The sequence below is a fragment of the Pseudomonas sp. GGS8 genome (assembly GCF_024168645.1).
In the GTDB taxonomy this organism is placed as follows: domain Bacteria; phylum Pseudomonadota; class Gammaproteobacteria; order Pseudomonadales; family Pseudomonadaceae; genus Aquipseudomonas.
Window position 1 is genome coordinate 2,786,414 of sequence record NZ_JALJWF010000001.1, and the last position, 20,846, is coordinate 2,807,259.

Below are 20,846 nucleotides of genomic sequence, written 5' to 3' on the forward strand. Positions count from 1 at the left end.
CGCGGGCAAGTCGGCGATCCGACTTGCCCGCGAAGCTTTTCAACCATTCATGCTCTGAAAATGCGCCAGCATCCGCTGGGCATCCGGCACCACGCCGCTGAACAATTCAAACGCCTTCACCGCCTGAAATACTGCCATGTTGCCGCCATCCAGGGTTCGGCAACCCAGTGCGCGAGCATTGCGCAGCAGTTCGGTTTCCAGCGGGAAGTAAACGATCTCCGCCACCCATAAATCAGCTCGAAGCAGCTCTACCGGCACCGGCATGCCCGGCAGTTTTTTCATGCCCATGGGTGTGGTATTCACCAACCCGTCAGCCTGGCCCAGGGTGCCCGGCAAGTCATGACCGGCTACGGCGCGGCCAAAACCGAAATGCTGATTAAGGTTGTTCGCCAGCGACTGAGCCCGGCTGTGATCCACATCGAAAATGCTCAGCAGCTTTACGCCTTCGCTCAATAGCGCGTGGGCCACCGCTGCGCCTGCGCCACCTGCGCCCATTTGCACCACACGCTCACGGGCAACGTCTTGCAGGCCGCGACGAAACCCTTCGGCGAAGCCCAGGCAATCGGTGTTGTGGCCGATGCGTTTACCGTCCTTCAACACCACCGTGTTCACCGCGCCAATACCGCGGGCTTCCGGCGACAACTCATCGAGCAACGGGATGATCGTCTGCTTGCACGGGAAGGTGATGTTCAGCCCGGTGAAATTCATCCGCTCGGCGGCCATCAGCAGGTCGGGCAGGGCGCCGCTGTCGAGTTTCAGCTGATCCAGGTCGATCAACCGATACAGGTAACGCAAACCCTGCGCATCGCCTTCATGCTCGTGCAGCGCCGGAGTGCTGGAAGCCTGAATGCCGGCGCCGATCAGCCCGGCCAATACCACGGTGTTCTGTGTCATGGGGCTTAACCTTTCAAACGTTGGCTGAAATGCTCCAGCGCCAAACGATAGCCGTGGCTGCCGAAACCGCACATGACTGCCGTGGCGATGGACGAGACAAAGGAGTGATGCCGGAAGGGTTCGCGAGCATGGACATTGGACAGGTGCACTTCGATCACCGGCAGTTCGCTGGCGACCAGGGCATCGCGAATGGCGACCGAGGTGTGAGTCCAGGCGGCCGGGTTGATGACGATCCCGGCGCAACGGCCACGGGCGGCATGAATCCAGTCGAGCAGTTCGCCTTCATGGTTGGTCTGGCGAAACTCCACCTTCAGACCGAACTCTTCGGCGGCGCGACCGCACAGCGCTGAAATATCCGCCAGGGTTTCGTGGCCATACGTTGCCGGTTCACGGGTGCCAAGCAGGTTCAGGTTCGGGCCGTTGAGCACCAGAACGATAGGGGACATCGGGTCTCTCCACTTATTATTTTTGGCATTGGCCGAGGGTCTCAGCCTGTGGAGATAAATTGTACTAACTGGTTAATAAGGTCAATTGAAGAGGCGTCAGGCCTGGATTATTTGTGCGGTGATCGGACATTCAGCGCGGAAGACGCTCAACCAGAAAATCGATAAACGCCCTTAGCCGCAACGGCACATGGCGGCTTTGCGGATACAGCAAAGTGAAGGGGCGCGAACGCCCGCCATAGGGCTTGAGCACTTCAACCAGCGAGCCATCCGCCAGTTCGTTTTCGACGATGAAGCGATAGGTTTGAAACAACCCGGCGCCGTGTTTCGCCAGCGTCACGCCGCCCAATACATCATCGGAACAGCAGTAATTACCCTCGGCCAAAATCTCCAGCGGCACACCGTTATCGTTGAACAGCCAGGCAATCCGCCGCCCGCTGCTGGGTAGCTCGAACTGGATGCATTCGTGGTGCGCCAAGTCATCCAGGCTCTGTGGAATGCCGGCACGCTTCAGATAGTCAGGGCTGGCAATCATCACCAGCGCGGCGTCCTCCAGCGGCCGGGCAATCAGCCCGGAGTCGGGAATGGCCCGTACACGGATTGCCATGTCATAGCCTTCGTCAACGAAATCGATGTTGCGATTGCTGACGTGCACTTCGACTTTCACAGCAGGAAAACGCGCCCGAAACGCCGGCAGCAGCGGCAGGATGCGATGGTGGGCATAGGTAGTGGGAATGCTGATGCGCAAGGTGCCGGAGGGTTCCTGCTGTTGGCCCATGACTTCGCGCTGAGCCTCGACCAGTTGCGCAAGGGCCAGGCGACACTCCTCGAAATAGCGTCGGCCACTGTCGGTCAGCTTGACGCTGCGGGTGGTGCGCGCGAACAGCCGCACACCTAGACGTTCTTCCATCCGCGACACCGAGCGGCTGACCGCAGCCGGGGTCACACCCGCCACCAGGGCCGCGGCGGTAAAGCTGCCGGCTTCGGCGGCCAGGCAAAACAGTTCGATGCTGCCCAGCTGAAGATCGTCGAAATGTCGCTGCATGATTGATTACACCAAGAATCAAATGGGATGCCTGAGGTGGTATTTATCAAATGCAGACGTACAAATACAGGGCGTTTCAATCGCCCACAAAAAAGCCGTCCCAAGGACGGCTGATTTGTGTAGCAGCTGCAATCAACGACGGGTCAACAACACTCCGGACTCCATATGATGGGTCCATGGGAACTGGTCGAACATCGCGCATTGAGTGATGCGGTGGGTGTCGTTTAGTTGGGCAATGTTGGCCGCGAGGGTTTCCGGGTTGCAGGAAATGTAGAGGATATTGTCGAAGCGCCGGGTCAGCTCACAAGTGTCCGGGTCCATGCCGGCACGTGGCGGGTCGACGAACACGCTACCGAACTCGTAGCTCTTGAGGTCGATGCCGTGCAGGCGACGGAACGGGCGAACTTCGTTCAGGGCTTCGGTCAGCTCTTCGGCAGACAAACGCACCAGCGTGACGTTATCCACCGCGTTTTCGCTCAGGTTGCTGAGCGCCGCGTTGACCGAGGTCTTGCTGATTTCGGTGGCCAGCACTTTGCGCACGCGGGTAGCAAGCGGCAACGTGAAGTTGCCATTGCCGCAATACAGCTCCAGCAGATCATCCGGGCGATCACCGAGAGCGTCATACGCCCAGTTGAGCATCTTCTGGTTCACCGTGCCGTTGGGCTGGGTGAACGCACCTTCCGGTTGGCGATAGCTAAAAGTGCGGCCGCCGACTTCAAGTTTCTCGACCACGTAATCGTGACCAATCACTTCGCGTTTGCCCTTCGAGCGACCGATGATGCTGACGTTCAGGTCGGCTGCCAGCTTCGACGCCGCGGCGTGCCAGTGCTCGTCCAGCGGGCGGTGGTAGCACAGGGTGATCATCGCATCGCCGGCCAGTGTGGTCAGGAACTCCACCTGAAACAGCTTGTGGCTCAGGGCGGCACTCGCTTGCCACGCCGCCTTGAGTTGCGGCATCAACTGGTTGATGCGCAGGCTTGCGATCGGGAACTCTTCGATCAGGATCGGTGTGCGTTTGTCTTCCTGGGAAAACATCGCGTAGTGGCGCTCGCCGGCTTCACGCCACAGGCGGAATTCGGCACGCAGGCGGAAGTTTTTCAGCGGCGAATCGAACACCGCAGGCTCGGGCGCACCGAACGGGGCCAGCAGGTCACGCAGGCGCGTGACCTTTTCTTCGAGCTGAACGGCGTAAGCCTGGGAATCAAAAGTCATGCGTTGAACCAACCTAACTTGATCACGAACAGAATCGACAGAACCACCAACGCTGAGTTCAGCTCACGGCCACGGCCGGACAGCAACTTGATGGCGGTCCAGGAGATGAAACCGAAGGCGATGCCGTTGGCGATGGAGTACGTGAATGGCATGGCCAGGGCGGTGACCACGACCGGTGCGGCGACGGTGATGTCGTCCCAGTCTATTTCCGCCAGGCCGGATGTCATCAATACGGCGACGAACAGTAATGCAGGTGCCGTGGCGAAGGCTGGAACGCTGGCCGCCAATGGCGAGAAGAACAGCGCCAGCAGGAACAGAATCGCCACCACGACGGCGGTCAGGCCGGTGCGGCCGCCGGCACTCACGCCGGCTGCGGATTCGATGTAGCTGGTGGTGGTCGAGGTGCCCAGCAAGGAACCGGCCATGGCCGCGGTGCTGTCGGCGATCAGGGCGCGGCCCATTTTTGGCATGTGGCCGTCCTTGCCCATCAGGCCGGCGCGCTTGGCGACGCCGATCAGGGTGCCGGAGTTGTCGAACAGATCAACGAACAGGAACGCGAAGATCACGCTGACCAGACCGATGTCCAGCGCGCCTTTGATGTCCAGTTGCAGGAAGGTCGGGGCCAGGGACGGTGGCATCGACATCACGCCGCCGAACGGGCTGAAGCCCAACAGGATGGAGACGATGGTTACCGACAGAATGCCGATCAGCACTGCTCCACGGACTTTCAGGGCCTCCAGGGCGACGATCAGTGCGAAGCCCAGGGTCGCGAGGATCGGTGCCGGTTGCTTCAGGTCGCCGAGGCCGACCATGGTCGCCGGGTTGCTGACGACGATGCCGGCGTTGTGCAGGGCGATCAGTGCCAGGAACAGGCCGATACCGGCGGCAATCGCCGAACGTAGTGCCAGCGGGATGCTGTTGATGATCCATTCACGGATGCGGAAGATCGACAGCAGGAAAAACATCACCGCCGAGAGGAACACCGCGCCCAGTGCCACCTGCCAGGTGTGGCCCATGTGCAGGACCACGGTGTAGGTGAAGAAGGCGTTCAGGCCCATGCCCGGCGCGAGGGCGATCGGGTAGTTGGCGATCAGGCCCATGGTCGTCGAGCCGATGGCAGCTGCCAGACAGGTGGCGACAAACACCGCGCCCTTGTCCATGCCGGTCTCGCCGAGGATGCTTGGGTTGACGAACAGAATGTAGGCCATGGCCAAAAAGGTCGTGACGCCCGCCAGAATCTCGGTTCGCACGTTGGTGTTGTGTGCCTTGAGTTGAAACAGCCTTTCCAGCATGTCTGCTCCCCGTGGCGCGCCCGGCGCCGTGAATGTATCGACCTCAACAGCAAAGCACAGACCGCTGCAGGCGCCTGGGGAATTTTCTGTGGGTCGGAAAAAGCCGCGCATCATACCAGCAGCGTAGGGTTATGGCTGCTTATGGCTACGATCGTCGTCGATGTTTTGCCCAAAAGGGAACTGAGCCATACTGCGCGCTTGTTTTTTGGGGGGAGAGAGGAGGGTGAATATGAAGTGCATGAAGACGCGTGTGGTTGCCGCATTCGCAATATTGATCGCGTTGTTCCTGGGCGCCCAAACCGCCTCGGCAGCGATGGCGCCACCGTTGAGCCAGGTCAAGGTGCTCAAGGTCGAGTCACCCAGCTGTGGCTTTGAAGATATTGCGGACAAGCAGGAGCAGACCCGTTGCGACCACAAGGGGCCGAACATCAAGGTTTATGTGCTGGAAGTCGGCTACGGTCGCGAAGCCCATGTTGCCCTGGACGGTTTCGAGGTGGACGGCACTCGGACCCCTGTCTGTGCTTTTGATACCGGCAACCTGACCGAGTGCTCCGCCGGGAAAAAAACTGTCGGCTATCTGTACATCTTTAACCTGGCAGGCAAGCAGGACGGCATTTTCACGTTCAGCAACACCTCGATCAACGCGCCGGGCAATACGATGTCGACACAGCTTTACATCAAGTAACGGCCAGGCTCGAACAAGGGTCAGGAAAGCTGACTACGCTTTAAAGATCATTCTCTGGACCGCGCCCATGACCTTTAGAGCCCTGATTACCCTCGCCGAGGGCATCGACGATCTGCAAACCGTGACCCTGATCGATGTGCTGCGCCGCGCCAAGGTTGAAGTGGTGGTGGCCAGCATCGAGTCGCGGCGCATGCTCACCTGCGCCCGCGGCACCCGCTTGACCGCCGATGCGATGTTGGTGGATTTGCTGGCCCAGCCCTTCGACTTGATCGTTTTGCCCGGCGGCGCCGTGGGGACACAGCATTTGGCGGCCCACCAACCCCTGCAACAATTGATCAAGGACCAGGTCGCCGCCGGGCGCTTGTTTGCCGGCATTGCCGAAGCGCCGGCGCTGGCGCTGCAGACTTTTGGCGTACTGCGTCAGCGGCGCATGACCTGCCTGCCCTCCGCCAGCCATCAATTGTCGGGCTGCAACTTCGTCGATCAACCGGTGGTGGTCGATGGCAACTGCATCACCGCCCAGGGTTCTGGCGCCGCACTGGAGTTTGCGCTGACGCTGGTGGAGCAACTCTGCGGTAAAGCCACGCGGTCGGCGGTGGCGGGGGAATTGCTGGTGTAGAAGACTGCTTCAGGCCCTGACCTCTTCTACCGGCACATGCATGCGGTCGCGGTTGGCCAGGGTCGGGAACAGTTTGATCCAGGCCCCGGTCACCATCAGTGTGCCAATGCCGCCCATCACCACGGCCGGCACTGTGCCGAACCAGTGGGCCGTCAAGCCGGACTCGAACTCGCCGAGCTGATTCGAAGCGCCGATGAACAAGCCATTCACAGCGCTGACCCGACCGCGCATTTCGTCGGGGGTTTCCAGTTGCACAAACGAGGCGCGGATCACCATGCTGATCATGTCCGCCGCGCCTAAAACCACCAACACGGCGAGAGAGAACCAGAACGAAGTCGACAGGCCGAAAGCGATGGTCGCCACACCGAATACGCCCACGGCGGTGAACATCACCCGTCCGACGTTGCGCTCCACGGCAAATCGCGCCAGAAACAGCGACATCAACAGTGCGCCCACCGCCGGGGCAGAACGCAGCAGGCCCAAACCCCAAGGGCCGGTCAGCAGAATATCTTTGACGAACACCGGCAGCAGCGCAGTCGCGCCACCCAGCAGGACGGCAAACAGATCCAAAGAAATTGCGCCGAGAATGTCCGGGCGGCTGCGAATGAAGCGAATGCCTGCCAGCAGCGAATCCAGGGTTGCCTTGCCCTTGTTCAACGGTGTCTGCCGGGCCGGCAGGTTAAGCATCAGCGCACAGGCGATGAGGTAGAGGATCACCGTCGGGCCATACACCCAGACGCTGCCGAAGGCGTAAAGCAAACCGCCCAGCGCCGGCGCAACGATGGTGGCCGATTGTTGCGCAGATTGCGCGGCAGCCACCGCGCGTGGGAATAAAGCGCTGGGCACGATGCTCGGCAGCAAGGCCTGAGTGGTCGGCATCTCGAAGGAGCGGGCGGCGCCGAGCAGGAACGCGAGAATGAAGATCATCTCCCGGGTGACATGGTCGGTCGCGCTGCCGATGGCCAATGACAGGGCGATCAGCGCTTGCACGGACTGACAGATCGCCGCGACCTGGCGCCGGTCATAGCGATCCGCGACATGCCCGGTGTGCAGCATGAACAACACCCGCGGGGCAAACTCCACCAACCCCACCAGACCCAGATCGAGCACGTTGCCGGTCAGTTGATACAGATTCCAGCCGATGGCCACGGTCAACATCTGAAAACCGCTGGCGGTAAATACCCGAGCCAGCCAGAACGCGATAAAAGGGCGGTGATGACGTAACAGCAGGGGCGCTTGGCTGGGCATCTGAAGGCAAGTCTGGGCGAGGGGAAGGGCGAGATTATCACCAACCTGTAACCGAGAGTTGCAGGCTGGGGAAATTTAGTTAGCTAGACACCGATCCCAGGTTTATTGCTGTCTCCTTGTGGCGAGGGGGCTTGCCCCCGTTGGGCAGCGAAGCGGCCCCAGACCCAGGTACTCATTTCTGTCAGGCACCCCGCAGTCACCGGATTTACGACTGCTTCGCAGCCGAACGGGGCGATGCGGCGTTCCGACAAGCCCCCTCGCCACAATGAGTGATCCTCTCCCAATAAATGTATTTCATGTCGTTGCCAAACCCGTGAGGCAACCTGTCACGCGGCAATAGACCACACCGTCCATCGGCAAAAATGCGACTACTCTTTCAACGTTGCTTGATCCAGATCAAGACCCTTCGTGGAAATGATCCGGCGGCCAGATGGCCAGATTCCCTACGTTGTGATGATGGTAGAAAAAGAACGAATTCAAGTTCTCCACACTCCATATCCGTGGGGGCAGTGGGTGCAGGCCGCAAGCCTTCAGCCGGTATTACCTGACAGAGGAAGACTTATGTTCGGTTTGGAGGCACTTGATCTCGCCCGGATTCAGTTTGCGTTCACCATTTCGTTCCACATCCTGTTCCCGGCCATCACCATTGGTCTGGCGAGTTACCTGGCGGTGCTCGAAGGCCTGTGGCTGAAGACGCACAACGACACTTACCGCGATCTGTACCATTTCTGGTCGAAGATCTTTGCCGTCAACTTCGGCATGGGTGTGGTGTCCGGCTTGGTCATGGCCTATCAGTTCGGCACCAACTGGAGCCGCTTCTCGGATTTCGCCGGCTCCGTGACCGGGCCGTTGCTGACCTACGAAGTGCTCACCGCATTCTTCCTCGAAGCCGGTTTCCTCGGCGTCATGCTGTTCGGCTGGAACAGGGTCGGGCGCAAGCTGCACTTCTTCGCCACGGTCATGGTCGCCATCGGTACCCTGATCTCGACCTTCTGGATTCTCGCCTCCAACAGCTGGATGCAGACCCCGCAGGGCTATGAGATCGTCAACGGGCAAGTCATTCCGGTGGATTGGCTGGCGGTGATTTTCAACCCGTCGTTCCCCTACCGCCTGATGCACATGGCGACGGCGGCGTTCGTTGCGACCGCCTTCTTCGTCGGTTCGTCGGCAGCCTGGCACTTGCTGCGCGGCAAGGACAACCCGGCCATCCGCACCATGCTCTCGATGGCCATGTGGATGGCACTGATCGTGGCGCCGATTCAGGCCGTCATCGGTGACTTCCACGGCCTCAACACCCTCAAGCACCAGCCGGCGAAAATCGCTGCGATTGAAGGTCACTGGGAAAATGTTGGCGATGAACCGACCCCGTTGATCCTGTTCGGCTGGCCGGACATGAAAGCCGAAAAGACCAAGTTCGCGGTCGAGATTCCGTACCTGGGCAGCCTGATCCTGACCCACACCCTGGACAAACAAGTGCCGGCGCTCAAGGAGTTCCCGCCTGAAGACCGGCCGAATTCGACCATTGTCTTCTGGTCGTTCCGGGTCATGGTCGGCCTGGGCTTGCTGATGGTCTTTACCGGTTTGTGCAGCCTGTGGCTGCGTAAGCGCGACACGCTGTATACCTCGCGTCCGTTCCTGTACCTGGCGCTGTGGATGGGCCCGTCCGGCCTGATCGCAATCCTCGCCGGTTGGTTCACCACTGAAATCGGCCGTCAGCCGTGGGTGGTGTATGGCTTGATGCGCACGGCGGACGCGTCATCCGGGCACAGCTTCATTCAGATGAGCATCACCTTGATCATGTTCGTTGTGGTGTATTTCGCGCTGTTCGGTGCCGGTCTTGGCTACATGATGCGCCTGGTGCGCAAAGGGCCGAAGATTGACGAAGGCAAGGAAACCAATGAAGGCGGTCCTGGCCAGAAACGCACGCCGGCCCGTCCGCTGTCTGCAGCCGACGACAACGGTGACGGCGATCACAACCACAGCCTGACCAAGGAGATTTGAATCATGGGTATTGATCTTCCGCTGATCTGGGCCGTGATCATCATCTTCGGCATCATGATGTACGTGGTCATGGACGGCTTCGACCTGGGGATCGGGATTCTTTTCCCGTTCATCAAGGGCAAGACCGACCGTGACGTGATGATGAACACCGTCGCCCCGGTCTGGGACGGCAACGAAACCTGGCTGGTATTGGGCGGTGCGGCATTATTCGGCGCCTTCCCGCTGGCCTATTCGGTGGTGCTCTCGGCGTTGTACTTGCCGCTGATTTTCATGCTGATCGGGCTGATTTTCCGTGGCGTGGCCTTTGAGTTCCGCTTCAAGGCCAAGGACGCCAAGCGTCACTTGTGGGACAAGGCATTCATCGGAGGTTCGATCGCCGCCACCTTCTTCCAGGGCGTGGCATTGGGTGCGTTCATCGATGGGTTGCCGGTGGTCAATCGTCAGTTTGCCGGTGGCTCACTCGACTGGCTGACGCCGTTCACGATGTTCTGTGGCGCGGCGCTGGTAGTGGCTTATGCGCTGCTCGGTTGCACCTGGCTGATCATGAAGACCGAAGGCAAGCTGCAGGAACAGATGCATGACCTGGCGCGACCATTGGCCTTCGTGTTGCTGGCGGTGATTGGCATCGTCAGCGTCTGGACGCCGTTGGCCCACGCCGAGATCGCTGCACGCTGGTTCGCCCTGCCGAACCTGTTCTGGTTCCTGCCGGTGCCGATTCTGGTGCTGGTGACCCTGTACGGTCTGATTCGCGCAGTGGCTCGCAATGCGAATTACACGCCATTCCTGCTGACCCTGGTGCTGATCTTCCTAGGCTACAGTGGTCTGGGTATCAGCCTGTGGCCTAACATCGTGCCGCCGTCGATCTCAATCTGGGACGCTGCCGCACCGCCGCAGAGCCAGGGCTTCATGCTGGTGGGCACGCTGTTCATCATCCCGTTCATCCTGGGCTACACCTTCTGGAGCTACTACGTGTTCCGCGGCAAGGTCACCCACGAAGATGGTTACCACTAGCCCATAAAGGAGAAAGCGATGATGGCTGGCAAACCTGATTTGCAGGAAATTGAAGCCGCCGAGAAAAAGCCGCTCTGGCAGCGACTCGGCTGGCTGGCGTTGATCTGGGCTGGCAGTGTAATGGCACTGTTCATCGTGGCCACGCTGATGCGCATGTTCATGAATGCCGCGGGCCTGAGTACCCACTGAAATTCCCATCCCGTTGCCTTGCGGCACGGATTTTTAACCCTCCTGCGACGGAGGGTTTTTTTTAGTCTGCTTTTATTTGCGTGCTTTGAGAATCACGAACTTGGGGGTAGCGGCCACTTGTTCGACGCCGCGGAACAACCGTGCAAGCTTGCTGTGATAACCCAGATGACGGTTGCCGACGATGTACAGTGCACCGCCCACCACCAGCGCTTCGCGCGCCTGTTGAAACATCCGCCAGGCGAGAAAATCGCCGACCACTTGCTGTTGGTGAAACGGCGGATTGCACAGCACCACGTCGAGGGATTGGGGTTCTTGCCCTGCCAGCCCATCGCCAGCGCGCACGATCACGTCACGATCGCCCAGCGCCGCGCGCCAGTTTTCAGTAGCCGATTGCACGGCCATGAACGACTCGTCCACCAATGTGTAATGGGCCTCAGGGTTTTGCAGGGCGCTGGCGATTGCCAGCACGCCGTTGCCACACCCCAGATCGGCGACTCGTGCTGTGCCGAGGTTGTTCGGCAAGTGCGGCAGAAAGGCCCGCGTGCCGATATCCAGCCCTTCGCGACAGAACACGTTGGCGTGATTGAGCAGTTCGATTGCAGGCGTGTCGAGTCGATAGCGCGTCGGGTATGGAGAGACAGCGGGGGCTTTGGCTTCGGGCGTGGCGATCAGCAGCCGAGCCTTCTTCACGGCCAGCGAGGCTTGCACCGGGCCGATGTAGCGTTCCAGCAGATCGCCCGCGGCGCGTGGTAGATGCTTCACCATCGCGCCAGCAATCACCTGAGCGCCGGGAGCCAATTGACCCTGTAGCCGGATCAGCTGCTCCTCCAGCAAGGCCAGGGTTTTCGGTACCCGGATCAATACCCGGTCAAACGGCCCGACGAAGGCTTCGCTGGCAGGCACGCTCGGCACTGCATCAAACGCCTGGCCATTGCGTATCAGGTTTTTTTCCAACCCCTGGAAGGCCAGAAACGAATCGCCGCTGCTGGTCACCCGGACCTTGCCCACCAGGCTGGCGGCCAGTGCGCCGAAGCTGTCGTTGAGCACCAGCACGCGGGTATCCGCTGCCGGTTGTTGTCCGGCCAGATGATTGAGCAGGTACTCGTCCGCGGCATCAAATGCTTGCAGCGGTTCGTTCTGCTGTTCTGGCTGGCGGATCAGATCGAGTTGAGCGAAGGGGGTTTCGAGCAGAGGCATGAGGCGGAGGGCTCTGGGTAGTCAGCGGAGATAATCAACGAGTGGCCGCCGCTCAGGGACGTTGTAGCGGGCGGAACCATCCGAGCGGACTGCGTCGTGGATCGTCACACGGCATCACTCAGGATGGAGCGCAGATGGTACGTTTTTTTGGTCTGGATTACTTGCAGGGATTACCTGATTTGAACAGTTTCAGATAACGCCCTCTCTCGCTGCTCGGATCACGGCGGCAATTTTGTTGTTGACGCCGAGTTTGCGGATGGCACCCCGGATATGGAACTGTACCGTGCTTTCACTCAGGCTGAGGATGATCGCGATCTCGCAGGCTGTTTTGCCATCGGCTGAATATTTCAGCACCTCGATTTCTCTGGATGACAGATGCGTGTTCGGTTTCCGCGCACACGCAGGCAGATCTTTTGCGACAAGCCCGTGCAGGTGACGGCTGATGAACATTGCGTAACCCAGATTTTTATACAGATCCTCTGTAGTAATCGGGCAGTGGCTTCTGGCCAGGCTCAGCATGCTGCAAAGCCCGTTCTGATCATGAACGGATTGGGACCAGCCATACTGTAAACCCAGCTTTTTTTGTGCTTGCCACAGCGTCTGTGCCTTTGAGTAGACTTCTTCCCGCCAAAGAATTGGCCATTCAGATTGCTTGCAATGGGCTATTATCGGGTCGACTTCATTGAAATGCTCTTGTTCATATTTCATGTTCCATTCGGTGGGGTAGTTATTCAGACTGATCGGACGGCAGTGTATTCCTCTCGCTTGGGAAGTTATTGAAAGTGCACAGAAATTAAAGCCCAGGTTTTTAACGAAATTGAGAGATAACTCGTAGGCAGTCTCGATTTTCTGAGCATAAGAAAGTTGCGTTAACTGTGACTCCTTCCACACTTTCATGGGATAACTCCGTGGGGGGCTTTCTTAAGGGTGCAAGTTGGATCCAAGATCCGGCACGTCCCAGAGTGTAGGAGGATTCTTACAAGCTTGCTGAACTTTTTTGCTCTTGAAAAATCCTGTAGCTGCATAACTGGTTCTTAGCGTTGTTTCAGGGTTAGACAAAATCAACACTCAGGTATTAGTTTTCTATTGCACTGCCCAAGTCTCTGTACGAATAACACTACAAATCATCGGTGTTTACGTCGTCGGCTTTGGGGGACACTGGCGTTATCTGTTGATCGGAGCGGCCCATGACTGCCAGTGTTGAAAAAATCACTCGTCAGACCTTGCTTGAGGTCCAGTCTTTGACTCCGAACCTGTTCACCCTGCGCACCACCAGGGATGCGGGCTTTCGTTTCCGAGCGGGGCAGTTCGCCCGGCTGGGTGTCACCAAGGCAGACGGCAGCACGGTATGGCGGGCCTATTCCATGGTCTCGTCGCCCTATGACGAGTTCCTTGAATTCTTCTCTATTGTTGTGCCTGGAGGGGAGTTCACCAGTGAGCTGAGTCGGCTGGAAGTGGGCGATACGCTGCTGGTCGACCGGCAGGCCTTCGGCTATCTGACGCTGGATCGCTTCGTCGATGGCCGTGACCTCTGGTTGTTATCCACAGGCACGGGCGTGGCGCCGTTTCTGTCGATCCTTCAGGACTTCGAAGTTTGGGAAAAATTCGAACGAATCATTCTGGTCTATAGCGTGCGCGAAGCGCGGGAGCTGGCATACCAGGCGTTGATTGCGGGGCTGGCGCAACGTGACTATCTGGCCGAGTACGCGCACAAACTGCAATTCATCGCCACCGTCACCCGCGAACAGCATCCGGGTGCCTTGGATGGGCGGATTACCGGACTCCTGGAAAGTGGTGAACTGGAACAGACGGCCGGTGTAGCGCTGACGGCCGAGCATTCGCGAGTGATGCTCTGCGGTAACCCACAGATGATCGATGACACGCGCAAGTTACTGAAACAACGGGGCATGCACCTAAGCCTGAGTCGAAGAGCTGGCCAAGTGGCGGTGGAAAACTACTGGTAAACAAACGGCGCCCGAAGGCGCCGTTTCTCTGGGCAATCAACTATCAGGGCCGATTGTTCTGAGCCTTGAGCAGATCGCGGATCTCGCTCAGCAGTTCTTCTTCTTTGGTCGGAACCGGCGGCAGGGTTGGCGCAACGGCCTCTTCGCGTTTCAGACGGTTGATGGCCTTGACGCCGATAAAAATCGCGAAGGCGACAATGATGAAGTCGATCAGACTTTGGATGAACTTACCGTAGGCCAGCATCACCGCCGGGACATCACCGTTGGCAGCCTTGAGCGTAACGGCCAGGTCACTGAAGTCCACCCCACCGATCAGCAGTCCGATGGGGGGCATCACCACGTCGCCGACAAATGACGTAACGATTTTGCCGAAGGCTGCGCCGATGATAATACCCACCGCCATGTCGACCACATTACCTTTGACCGCGAAGGCCTTGAACTCACTTATCACGCCCATAGGTTATTTCCTTGTTACAGATGAGGTTGGTGAACGCAGTGTAAATCAGCAAAACGGCTCCCGCTCGTAACACCGTCTTACAATGCTCGGACTTATCGACACATTTTCCGGCAATTAGTTTGCAATGTGCCACCAGTCGCGCGCGGTTACCCGCTCTAGACCGGGCTTTCCAGACCTTTTTCTCTATTGGCCCGGTGTGGGATTTCTATTTATGTTTTGGCCTTTGGGTCACTAGCCTCTGTAAAGCGCACCTGGATGCGCCTTATAAAATCAGAGGAAACTTCCATGACAACTCCCCTTGACCTCGGGGCTTTTCCCCTCCGTCGTACGTTTGGCGTTCTGACCGCCAGCCTGCTGTCGTTCTCCATCAACGCGGCGACCTTGACTCGTGATAATGGTGCCGCCGTCGGCGACAACCAGAACTCGCAAACCGCCGGCGCGACCGGGCCGGTGCTGTTGCAAGACGTACAGCTGATTCAGAAACTCCAGCGTTTCGACCGTGAACGAATTCCTGAACGTGTGGTGCACGCCCGGGGGACTGGCGCCCATGGCACGTTCACCGTGACCGATGATCTCAGTGATCTGACCAAGGCCAAGGTGTTCGCTGGCGGCCAGAGCACGCCTGTATTTGTGCGCTTCTCCGCGGTGGTCCATGGCAACCATTCGCCGGAAACCCTGCGTGACCCACGAGGGTTCGCCACCAAGTTCTACACTGTGGACGGAAACTGGGACCTGGTTGGCAACAATTTCCCGACCTTCTTCATCCGGGACGCCATCAAGTTTCCGGACATGGTCCATGCCTTCAAGCCGGACCCGCGCACCAACCTTGACGATGACTCCCGTCGTTTCGATTTCTTCTCCCATGTTCCGGAAGCCACTCGCACCTTGACCGAGTTGTATTCCAACTCCGGTACCCCGGCCAGTTATCGGGAGATGGACGGCAACGGTGTACATGCCTACAAATTGGTTAACGCCAAAGGCGATGTTCACTATGTAAAGTTTCACTGGAAAAGTGTGCAGGGGATAAAAAATCTCGACCCCAAAGAAGTCACCACTGTTCAAGGTCAAGATTACAGTCATATGACTAATGACTTGGTCGCTCATATTAACAAGGGGGACTTTCCGAAGTGGGACTTGTACGTCCAGGTTCTGAATCCTCAAGAGTTGTCCAAGTTTGATTTCGATCCATTGGACGCGACCAAGATCTGGCCCGGCATACCTGAACGAAAAGTTGGACAAATGGTGTTGAACCGTAACCCGGCGAATGTATTCCAGGAAACCGAACAAGTGGCGATGGCACCGGCTAACTTAGTGCCGGGTATCGAGCCTTCGGAAGATCGCTTGTTGCAAGGGCGGGTGTTCTCGTATGCCGATACCCAACTGTATCGTCTGGGGGCCAACGCTCTGCAGTTGCCGATCAATGCACCGAAAGTCGCCGTGAACAACGGTAATCAGGATGGTGCAATGAACATCGGTGCCAGCAGCACAGGTGTGAATTACCAGCCAAGTCGTTTGCTGCCCCGTGAAGAGCCGCCAACCGCGCGTTACAGCCAGTCGACTCTGACGGGCAGCACGCAGCAGGCGAAGATTCAGCGTGAGCAGAACTTCAAGCAGGCTGGCGATTTGTATCGCTCGTTCAGCCAGAAGGAGCGTCAGGATCTGATCGACAGCTTCGGCGGCTCTCTGGCCACCACCGATGACGAGAGCAAGCACATCATCCTGTCCTTCCTCTATAAGGCTGACCCGGAATATGGGACAGGAGTAACCAAAGTGGCCAAGGGTGATCTGGCCCGGGTCAAGACGCTGGCGGCCAAACTGGTCGATTGATCTATCTGTCTGAAGCGGGGCCTCACGCGAGGTCCCGTCTGGTCAAGGAGCGCTGCCATGCGTCTTTATTTGTCTGTGTTTCTGGCGTGCTGGTCGCTCAGTGTGTTCGCCGGTGCTGAGCCGCCACTCTCGAAGGACCCCGAGGCGCTGAAAGCGCAATTACAGGATTACTATTTCGATGCCGCCCGACGGGGGGATGTGCCGATGCTCGAGACCTTCATCGAAGCTGGCTATTCCCTCGACACCCGTGACAGCAAGGGTTACACCGCGCTGATTCTGGCCGCCTATCACGGCCAGAATGCCGCCGTGGAGCGTTTGCTCGCGGCCGGTGCGGATGCCTGCGCCCAGGATCAACGCGGCAATACCGCGCTGATGGGTGCGATTTTCAAAGGCGAAGTGCAGATCGCTCGAACCCTGCTGGCCGCCAATTGCAGCCCCGACCAACGCAACGGCGCCGGGCAGACTGCCGCGATGTATGCCGGGTTGTTCAAGCGCGTCGAGTTGCTGGATGCACTCAAGGCCAAAGGGGCGGACATGAACGCCGAAGATCCGTTGGGCAACAGTGCCGCGCGTCTGGCCAGCGGTGAAATCCGCACGGCGGCGCCGCGCTGATCCGCGCCAGCTGAGCTATCATCGCGGTTTTTGCCGGGAGTTCAGATGGCCAAGGCCAAGCGCATGTACGGCTGCACCGAGTGTGGCTCAACCTTCCCCAAGTGGGCCGGCCAGTGCGGCGAATGCGGGGCCTGGAACACCCTGACCGAAACCATGGTGGAGAGTGGCGGCGCCGCAGCCCCCAGCGGTCGTACCGGTTGGACTGGCCAGCAGGCGCAGATCAAAACCCTGGCCGAAGTCAGTGTCGAAGAGATTCCGCGTTTCTCCACGGCGTCCAGCGAGCTGGATCGTGTTCTGGGCGGCGGCCTGGTGGATGGCTCGGTGGTGTTGATCGGTGGTGATCCCGGCATCGGTAAGTCGACCATTCTGTTGCAAACCTTGTGCAACCTCGCCAAGAGCATGCCGGCGCTGTATGTCACCGGCGAAGAGTCCCAGCAACAAGTGGCCATGCGTGCCCGACGGCTAGGCTTGCCTCAGGATCAGCTGCGGGTGATGACCGAAACCTGCATCGAAACCATCATCGCCACCGCCCGGCAGGAAAAGCCCAAGGTAATGGTGATCGACTCGATTCAGACGATCTTCACCGAGCAACTGCAATCGGCGCCGGGCGGTGTCTCCCAGGTGCGCGAAAGTGCGGCATTGCTGGTGCGTTACGCCAAGCAAAGCGGCACCGCGATTTTCCTTGTGGGCCATGTCACCAAGGAGGGCGCGCTGGCCGGCCCCCGAGTGCTGGAACACATGGTCGACACCGTTCTGTATTTCGAAGGCGAATCCGATGGGCGCCTGCGTTTGCTACGGGCGGTGAAAAACCGCTTTGGCGCGGTGAATGAATTGGGCGTGTTCGGTATGACCGACAAAGGCCTGAAGGAAGTCTCCAACCCTTCGGCGATTTTCCTCACACGCGCCCAGGAAGAAGTCCCGGGCAGTGTGGTCATGGCCACGTGGGAAGGCACCCGGCCGATGCTGGTGGAAGTCCAGGCGCTGGTGGACGACAGTCATCTGGCCAACCCGCGCCGGGTGACGCTCGGTCTGGATCAGAATCGCCTGGCCATGTTGTTGGCGGTTTTGCACCGCCACGGCGGCATCCCGACCCACGATCAGGATGTGTTCCTCAACGTGGTCGGCGGCGTGAAGGTCCTGGAAACCGCTTCCGACCTGGCCTTGATGGCGGCGGTCATGTCCAGTTTGCGCAACCGGCCGCTGCCGCACGATCTGCTGGTGTTTGGCGAAGTCGGGTTGTCGGGTGAAGTGCGCCCGGTACCGAGTGGCCAGGAACGCTTGAAAGAGGCGGCCAAGCACGGCTTCAAGCGCGCCATCGTGCCCAAGGGCAATGCGCCGAAAGAAGCACCGCCGGGGTTGCAGATTATCGCTGTGACGCGCCTGGAACAGGCCCTCGACGCACTGTTCGAATAGCTGCAAGCAATACGCAATCCTGTGGGAGCCGGGCTTGCCCGCGATAGCGGTTTGTCAGACGACATTCGTGGTGGGATTAAAATCGCCATCGCGGGCAAGCCCGGCTCCCACAGGGGATTGCGTCTTGTCTTCAGATTTCGATGAGTGCCCCCAACTCCCGATCCAGCTCGTCAGGATCACCGAGATTCAGTTCGATCAGCCGTCTCAGATGTTCGATCGAGTCCAGCCCGATATGCAGGCAGACAAAACCCAGCTGGTCATAATCATTGTGGGCCAACCGCACATCCATTCTGATCTCGGTCTCGGGGTTCAAATGAATATCGGCTGCGAAGGGTTTGCTGGGATCGCCCTGCCAAGGCTCGGGACGCTGGATCAGCATGCCCTTGAGCGACAAGTCGAGTAATTGCACCGGCCAACGCTGCCCGTCCTGGCTCAGTTCGGTCTGTGCGCTGAAGGCGATGCGCTTGAAACGGCGGCGATCGGAATGCTGTTCGCTCATGGCCTGACCTCTGTGCGTGGTGCAATGACTATAGACCGGGCTTTGCACCAACCGCCACGGTCGCCATCCCTTATCTAGACCAACGTTGGGGGTGGCCTTTGAGGCCAGTAGCGCTAAACTCGGGATGGCTGTCTTTCTTGTCCTCTCTGGCTGGAATCATAAAATGAAAAATAATAATAGCCCGCTACGCCACTTACCCTGGCTACTGCTGGCAGTCGTAGGAGCGTGCGCCCTGGGCGTAGTGGCATTGCGCCGAGGCGAGGCGATCAACGCCTTGTGGATCGTGGTTGCCGCCGTGGCCATTTACCTGGTTGCGTATCGTTACTACAGCCTGTTCATCGCTAACAATGTGATGCAACTCGACTCACGTCGGGCTACACCTGCCGTGCTCAACAATGACGGTCTGGACTATGTGCCGACCAACAAACACATCCTCTTCGGCCACCACTTCGCGGCCATCGCTGGCGCGGGGCCACTGGTCGGTCCGGTGCTGGCAGCGCAGATGGGCTATTTGCCCGGTACGCTGTGGCTGATTGCCGGCGTGGTGTTGGCCGGTGCGGTTCAGGACTTCATGGTCCTGTTCATGTCCACCCGCCGCAACGGTCGTTCCCTGGGCGATATGGTCCGTGAAGAAATGGGCCGCATCCCCGGGACCATCGCGCTGTTCGGCTGCTTCCTGATCATGATCATCATCCTCGCGGTGCTGGCGCTGATCGTGGTCAAGGCCCTGGCCGAAAGCCCGTGGGGCATCTTTACCGTGATGGCGACCATCCCGATCGCGATGTTCATGGGCGTCTACATGCGCTACATCCGCCCGGGCCGCATCGGTGAAATCTCGGTGATCGGCGTGGCGTTGCTGCTGGGTTCGATCTGGCTGGGCGGGCAGATTGCCGCTGACCCGGTGTGGGCCAAGGCGTTCAGTTTTACCGGGGTTCAGATCACCTGGATGCTGATCGGCTATGGTTTCGTGGCGGCGGTGTTGCCGGTGTGGCTGATTCTGGCGCCTCGCGATTACCTGTCCACCTTCCTCAAGATCGGCACCATCGTTGCGCTGGCGATCGGCATTCTGATCACCATGCCCGAGCTGAAAATGCCGGCATTGACCCAGTTCATCGACGGCACCGGACCGGTGTGGAAGGGCGGGCTGTTCCCGTTCCTGTTCATCACCATCGCCTGTGGTGCAGTCTCGGGTTTCCACGCACTGATTGCCTCCGGCACCACGCCGAAGTTGCTGGATAACGAAGTCAACGCCCGATACATCGGTTACGGCGGCATGCTGATGGAGTCCTTCGTGGCGATCATGGCGATGGTTGCCGCTTCGGTGATCGAGCCGGGCGTCTATTTCGCCATGAACAGCCCGGCGGCGGTCGTTGGCGGTGACGTGGTGGCGGTGGCACAAGCCGTCAGCGGCTGGGGTTTCGCGATTACCCCGGAAGCCCTGCAAGCGGTGGCCAAGGACATCGGTGAAACCACCGTTCTGGCCCGTGCCGGTGGTGCGCCGACCCTGGCGGTGGGTATCGCGCAGATCCTGCACAGTGTGCTGCCGGGCGAAAACACCATGGCATTCTGGTACCACTTCGCGATCCTGTTCGAAGCGCTGTTCATCCTCACCGCGGTCGACGCCGGCACCCGTGCCGGGCGTTTCATGCTGCAGGACTTGCTCGGCTCCTTCGTACCGGCGCTGAGACGCACCGAGTCCTGGACCGCCAACCTGATCGCGACCGCCGGTTGCGTGGCGATGTGGGGCTATTTGCTGTACCAGGGCGTGATCGACCCGTTGGGCGGGATCAACACCTTGTGGCCGCTGTTCGGTATCTCCAACCAGATGCTGGCCGGTATCGCGCTGATGCTGGCGACCGTCGTGCTGATCAAAATGAAACGCCAGCGCTACATCTGGGTCACCATGCTGCCCGCCGTGTGGTTGCTGATCTGCACCACCACCGCCGGCTTCATCAAGCTGTTCGACGCCAACCCGGCGATCGGTTTCCTGTCGTTGGCGAAGAAGTACAGCGATGCGCTGGCCGGTGGTCAGATCCTCGCGCCGGCCAAGAGCATCGAGCAGATGCAGCATGTAATCTACAACGCTTACACCAACGCAACGCTGACCGCGCTGTTCCTGTTTGTGGTGTTCAGCATCCTGTTCTATGCGCTCAAGGTCGGTATTGCTGCCTGGGGCACCAAAGAACGCACGGATAAAGAGTCGCCGTTCCAGGCTCAACCGGATGCGTAACCTGAGGA

20 protein-coding genes are annotated in these 20,846 nt (G+C 59.2%); 10 read left to right on the forward strand and 10 right to left on the reverse strand.

Annotation, left to right across the window (positions count from 1 at the left end; all coding sequences use genetic code 11):
• Positions 1–39 precede the first annotated feature (39 nt).
• From J3D54_RS12450 to J3D54_RS12470, 5 genes are all read right to left on the reverse strand, one after another.
• The gene (locus tag J3D54_RS12450) at positions 40–894 is read right to left on the reverse strand and encodes a shikimate dehydrogenase (RefSeq protein WP_253418453.1); all 855 of its coding nucleotides are present in this window, start codon (positions 892–894) and stop codon (positions 40–42) included.
• Between the two features lie 5 nt (positions 895–899).
• A complete protein-coding gene (aroQ, locus tag J3D54_RS12455) occupies positions 900–1,340 on the reverse strand; it encodes a type II 3-dehydroquinate dehydratase (RefSeq protein ID WP_007937291.1) in 441 nt (146 codons plus the stop codon).
• 130 nt (positions 1,341–1,470) lie between these two features.
• Positions 1,471–2,382: a LysR family transcriptional regulator gene (locus tag J3D54_RS12460; protein ID WP_253418455.1), complete on the reverse strand. Its 912-nt coding sequence runs from the start codon at positions 2,380–2,382 to the stop codon at positions 1,471–1,473.
• A 132-nt stretch (positions 2,383–2,514) separates the two neighbouring features.
• On the reverse strand, positions 2,515–3,594 hold the full coding sequence (trmA, locus tag J3D54_RS12465) for a tRNA (uridine(54)-C5)-methyltransferase TrmA (RefSeq protein ID WP_253418457.1): 1,080 nt from the start codon (positions 3,592–3,594) through the stop codon (positions 2,515–2,517).
• Positions 3,591–4,886, reverse strand: coding sequence for an NCS2 family permease (locus J3D54_RS12470; protein ID WP_105343705.1), 1,296 nt, complete (start codon positions 4,884–4,886; stop codon positions 3,591–3,593). The genes trmA and J3D54_RS12470 overlap by 4 nt, the downstream gene beginning before the upstream one ends.
• A 229-nt stretch (positions 4,887–5,115) precedes the next feature.
• Here J3D54_RS12470 and J3D54_RS12475 point away from each other — a divergent pair, with 229 nt between their 5' ends.
• Together J3D54_RS12475 and J3D54_RS12480 are read left to right on the forward strand one after the other, a co-directional pair.
• Positions 5,116–5,571 carry a DUF4879 domain-containing protein gene (locus J3D54_RS12475; protein ID WP_253418459.1) on the forward strand — a complete coding sequence of 152 codons (456 nt, stop codon included), beginning with the start codon at positions 5,116–5,118 and terminating at the stop codon, positions 5,569–5,571.
• Between the two features lie 67 nt (positions 5,572–5,638).
• On the forward strand, positions 5,639–6,190 hold the full coding sequence (locus tag J3D54_RS12480) for a DJ-1 family glyoxalase III (RefSeq protein ID WP_253418461.1): 552 nt from the start codon (positions 5,639–5,641) through the stop codon (positions 6,188–6,190).
• Between the two features lie 9 nt (positions 6,191–6,199).
• Here the strand turns inward: J3D54_RS12480 and J3D54_RS12485 are convergent, their stop codons facing one another.
• On the reverse strand, positions 6,200–7,438 hold the full coding sequence (locus J3D54_RS12485) for an MFS transporter (protein ID WP_253418464.1): 1,239 nt from the start codon (positions 7,436–7,438) through the stop codon (positions 6,200–6,202).
• A gap of 561 nt (positions 7,439–7,999) precedes the next feature.
• Here J3D54_RS12485 and J3D54_RS12490 point away from each other — a divergent pair.
• From J3D54_RS12490 to J3D54_RS12500, 3 genes are read left to right on the forward strand one after another with little or no spacing between them, the layout of a single operon-like run.
• Entirely contained in the window at positions 8,000–9,439 is a 1,440-nt protein-coding gene (locus tag J3D54_RS12490; protein ID WP_253418467.1) for a cytochrome ubiquinol oxidase subunit I, read from the forward strand.
• Positions 9,440–9,442: 3 nt separating this feature from the next.
• Positions 9,443–10,450 (forward strand): cytochrome d ubiquinol oxidase subunit II, encoded by a 1,008-nt coding sequence (gene cydB, locus J3D54_RS12495; RefSeq protein ID WP_253418470.1) that lies wholly within the window; start codon positions 9,443–9,445, stop codon positions 10,448–10,450.
• Between the two features lie 21 nt (positions 10,451–10,471).
• Entirely contained in the window at positions 10,472–10,639 is a 168-nt protein-coding gene (locus J3D54_RS12500) for a DUF2474 domain-containing protein (protein ID WP_177318282.1), read from the forward strand.
• A gap of 72 nt (positions 10,640–10,711) precedes the next feature.
• Here J3D54_RS12500 and J3D54_RS12505 read toward each other — a convergent pair whose 3' ends face one another.
• Together J3D54_RS12505 and J3D54_RS12510 are read right to left on the reverse strand one after the other, a co-directional pair.
• Positions 10,712–11,836, reverse strand: coding sequence for a class I SAM-dependent methyltransferase (locus J3D54_RS12505; RefSeq protein WP_253418473.1), 1,125 nt, complete (start codon positions 11,834–11,836; stop codon positions 10,712–10,714).
• A 189-nt stretch (positions 11,837–12,025) separates the two neighbouring features.
• Positions 12,026–12,733 carry an autoinducer binding domain-containing protein gene (locus tag J3D54_RS12510; RefSeq protein ID WP_253418476.1) on the reverse strand — a complete coding sequence of 236 codons (708 nt, stop codon included), beginning with the start codon at positions 12,731–12,733 and terminating at the stop codon, positions 12,026–12,028.
• 290 nt (positions 12,734–13,023) lie between these two features.
• On the opposite strand from J3D54_RS12510, the gene J3D54_RS12515 reads away from it, so the two are divergent.
• The gene (locus J3D54_RS12515; protein WP_253418478.1) at positions 13,024–13,800 is read left to right on the forward strand and encodes a ferredoxin--NADP reductase; all 777 of its coding nucleotides are present in this window, start codon (positions 13,024–13,026) and stop codon (positions 13,798–13,800) included.
• Between the two features lie 43 nt (positions 13,801–13,843).
• Here J3D54_RS12515 and mscL read toward each other — a convergent pair whose 3' ends face one another.
• Positions 13,844–14,257 (reverse strand): large-conductance mechanosensitive channel protein MscL, encoded by a 414-nt coding sequence (gene mscL, locus J3D54_RS12520; protein WP_253418481.1) that lies wholly within the window; start codon positions 14,255–14,257, stop codon positions 13,844–13,846.
• A 285-nt stretch (positions 14,258–14,542) separates the two neighbouring features.
• On the opposite strand from mscL, the gene katB reads away from it, so the two are divergent.
• Genes katB through radA form a run of 3 tightly spaced genes read left to right on the forward strand, consistent with a single transcriptional unit; the run spans position 14,543 to position 18,109 of the window.
• Positions 14,543–16,084: a catalase KatB gene (gene katB / locus J3D54_RS12525; RefSeq protein WP_253418485.1), complete on the forward strand. Its 1,542-nt coding sequence runs from the start codon at positions 14,543–14,545 to the stop codon at positions 16,082–16,084.
• A gap of 57 nt (positions 16,085–16,141) precedes the next feature.
• Positions 16,142–16,696 (forward strand): ankyrin repeat domain-containing protein, encoded by a 555-nt coding sequence (locus tag J3D54_RS12530; protein ID WP_253418489.1) that lies wholly within the window; start codon positions 16,142–16,144, stop codon positions 16,694–16,696.
• A 45-nt stretch (positions 16,697–16,741) separates the two neighbouring features.
• On the forward strand, positions 16,742–18,109 hold the full coding sequence (gene radA, locus J3D54_RS12535) for a DNA repair protein RadA (RefSeq protein ID WP_007937264.1): 1,368 nt from the start codon (positions 16,742–16,744) through the stop codon (positions 18,107–18,109).
• Between the two features lie 130 nt (positions 18,110–18,239).
• Here radA and J3D54_RS12540 read toward each other — a convergent pair whose 3' ends face one another.
• Positions 18,240–18,608, reverse strand: coding sequence for a PilZ domain-containing protein (locus J3D54_RS12540; protein WP_253418492.1), 369 nt, complete (start codon positions 18,606–18,608; stop codon positions 18,240–18,242).
• A 163-nt stretch (positions 18,609–18,771) separates the two neighbouring features.
• On the opposite strand from J3D54_RS12540, the gene J3D54_RS12545 reads away from it, so the two are divergent.
• The gene (locus J3D54_RS12545; protein ID WP_253418496.1) at positions 18,772–20,838 is read left to right on the forward strand and encodes a carbon starvation CstA family protein; all 2,067 of its coding nucleotides are present in this window, start codon (positions 18,772–18,774) and stop codon (positions 20,836–20,838) included.
• The last annotated feature ends 8 nt before the right edge of the window (positions 20,839–20,846 follow it).

What these genes read in the sequence shown, in the direction of transcription:
- J3D54_RS12470 (WP_105343705.1), bottom strand. Translation starts at nt 4,886, where the DNA reads ATGCTGGAAAGGCTGTTTCAACTCAAGGCACACAACACCAACGTGCGA.
- J3D54_RS12530 (WP_253418489.1), top strand. Translation starts at nt 16,142, where the DNA reads ATGCGTCTTTATTTGTCTGTGTTTCTGGCGTGCTGGTCGCTCAGTGTG.
- J3D54_RS12545 (WP_253418496.1), top strand. Translation starts at nt 18,772, where the DNA reads ATGAAAAATAATAATAGCCCGCTACGCCACTTACCCTGGCTACTGCTG.
- J3D54_RS12475 (WP_253418459.1), top strand. Translation starts at nt 5,116, where the DNA reads ATGAAGTGCATGAAGACGCGTGTGGTTGCCGCATTCGCAATATTGATC.
- J3D54_RS12450 (WP_253418453.1), bottom strand. Translation starts at nt 894, where the DNA reads ATGACACAGAACACCGTGGTATTGGCCGGGCTGATCGGCGCCGGCATT.
- J3D54_RS12490 (WP_253418467.1), top strand. Translation starts at nt 8,000, where the DNA reads ATGTTCGGTTTGGAGGCACTTGATCTCGCCCGGATTCAGTTTGCGTTC.
- J3D54_RS12515 (WP_253418478.1), top strand. Translation starts at nt 13,024, where the DNA reads ATGACTGCCAGTGTTGAAAAAATCACTCGTCAGACCTTGCTTGAGGTC.
- J3D54_RS12460 (WP_253418455.1), bottom strand. Translation starts at nt 2,382, where the DNA reads ATGCAGCGACATTTCGACGATCTTCAGCTGGGCAGCATCGAACTGTTT.
- J3D54_RS12505 (WP_253418473.1), bottom strand. Translation starts at nt 11,836, where the DNA reads ATGCCTCTGCTCGAAACCCCCTTCGCTCAACTCGATCTGATCCGCCAG.
- aroQ (WP_007937291.1), bottom strand. Translation starts at nt 1,340, where the DNA reads ATGTCCCCTATCGTTCTGGTGCTCAACGGCCCGAACCTGAACCTGCTT.
- J3D54_RS12540 (WP_253418492.1), bottom strand. Translation starts at nt 18,608, where the DNA reads ATGAGCGAACAGCATTCCGATCGCCGCCGTTTCAAGCGCATCGCCTTC.
- mscL (WP_253418481.1), bottom strand. Translation starts at nt 14,257, where the DNA reads ATGGGCGTGATAAGTGAGTTCAAGGCCTTCGCGGTCAAAGGTAATGTG.
- trmA (WP_253418457.1), bottom strand. Translation starts at nt 3,594, where the DNA reads ATGACTTTTGATTCCCAGGCTTACGCCGTTCAGCTCGAAGAAAAGGTC.
- cydB (WP_253418470.1), top strand. Translation starts at nt 9,443, where the DNA reads ATGGGTATTGATCTTCCGCTGATCTGGGCCGTGATCATCATCTTCGGC.
- radA (WP_007937264.1), top strand. Translation starts at nt 16,742, where the DNA reads ATGGCCAAGGCCAAGCGCATGTACGGCTGCACCGAGTGTGGCTCAACC.
- J3D54_RS12510 (WP_253418476.1), bottom strand. Translation starts at nt 12,733, where the DNA reads ATGAAAGTGTGGAAGGAGTCACAGTTAACGCAACTTTCTTATGCTCAG.
- J3D54_RS12480 (WP_253418461.1), top strand. Translation starts at nt 5,639, where the DNA reads ATGACCTTTAGAGCCCTGATTACCCTCGCCGAGGGCATCGACGATCTG.
- J3D54_RS12500 (WP_177318282.1), top strand. Translation starts at nt 10,472, where the DNA reads ATGGCTGGCAAACCTGATTTGCAGGAAATTGAAGCCGCCGAGAAAAAG.
- katB (WP_253418485.1), top strand. Translation starts at nt 14,543, where the DNA reads ATGACAACTCCCCTTGACCTCGGGGCTTTTCCCCTCCGTCGTACGTTT.
- J3D54_RS12485 (WP_253418464.1), bottom strand. Translation starts at nt 7,438, where the DNA reads ATGCCCAGCCAAGCGCCCCTGCTGTTACGTCATCACCGCCCTTTTATC.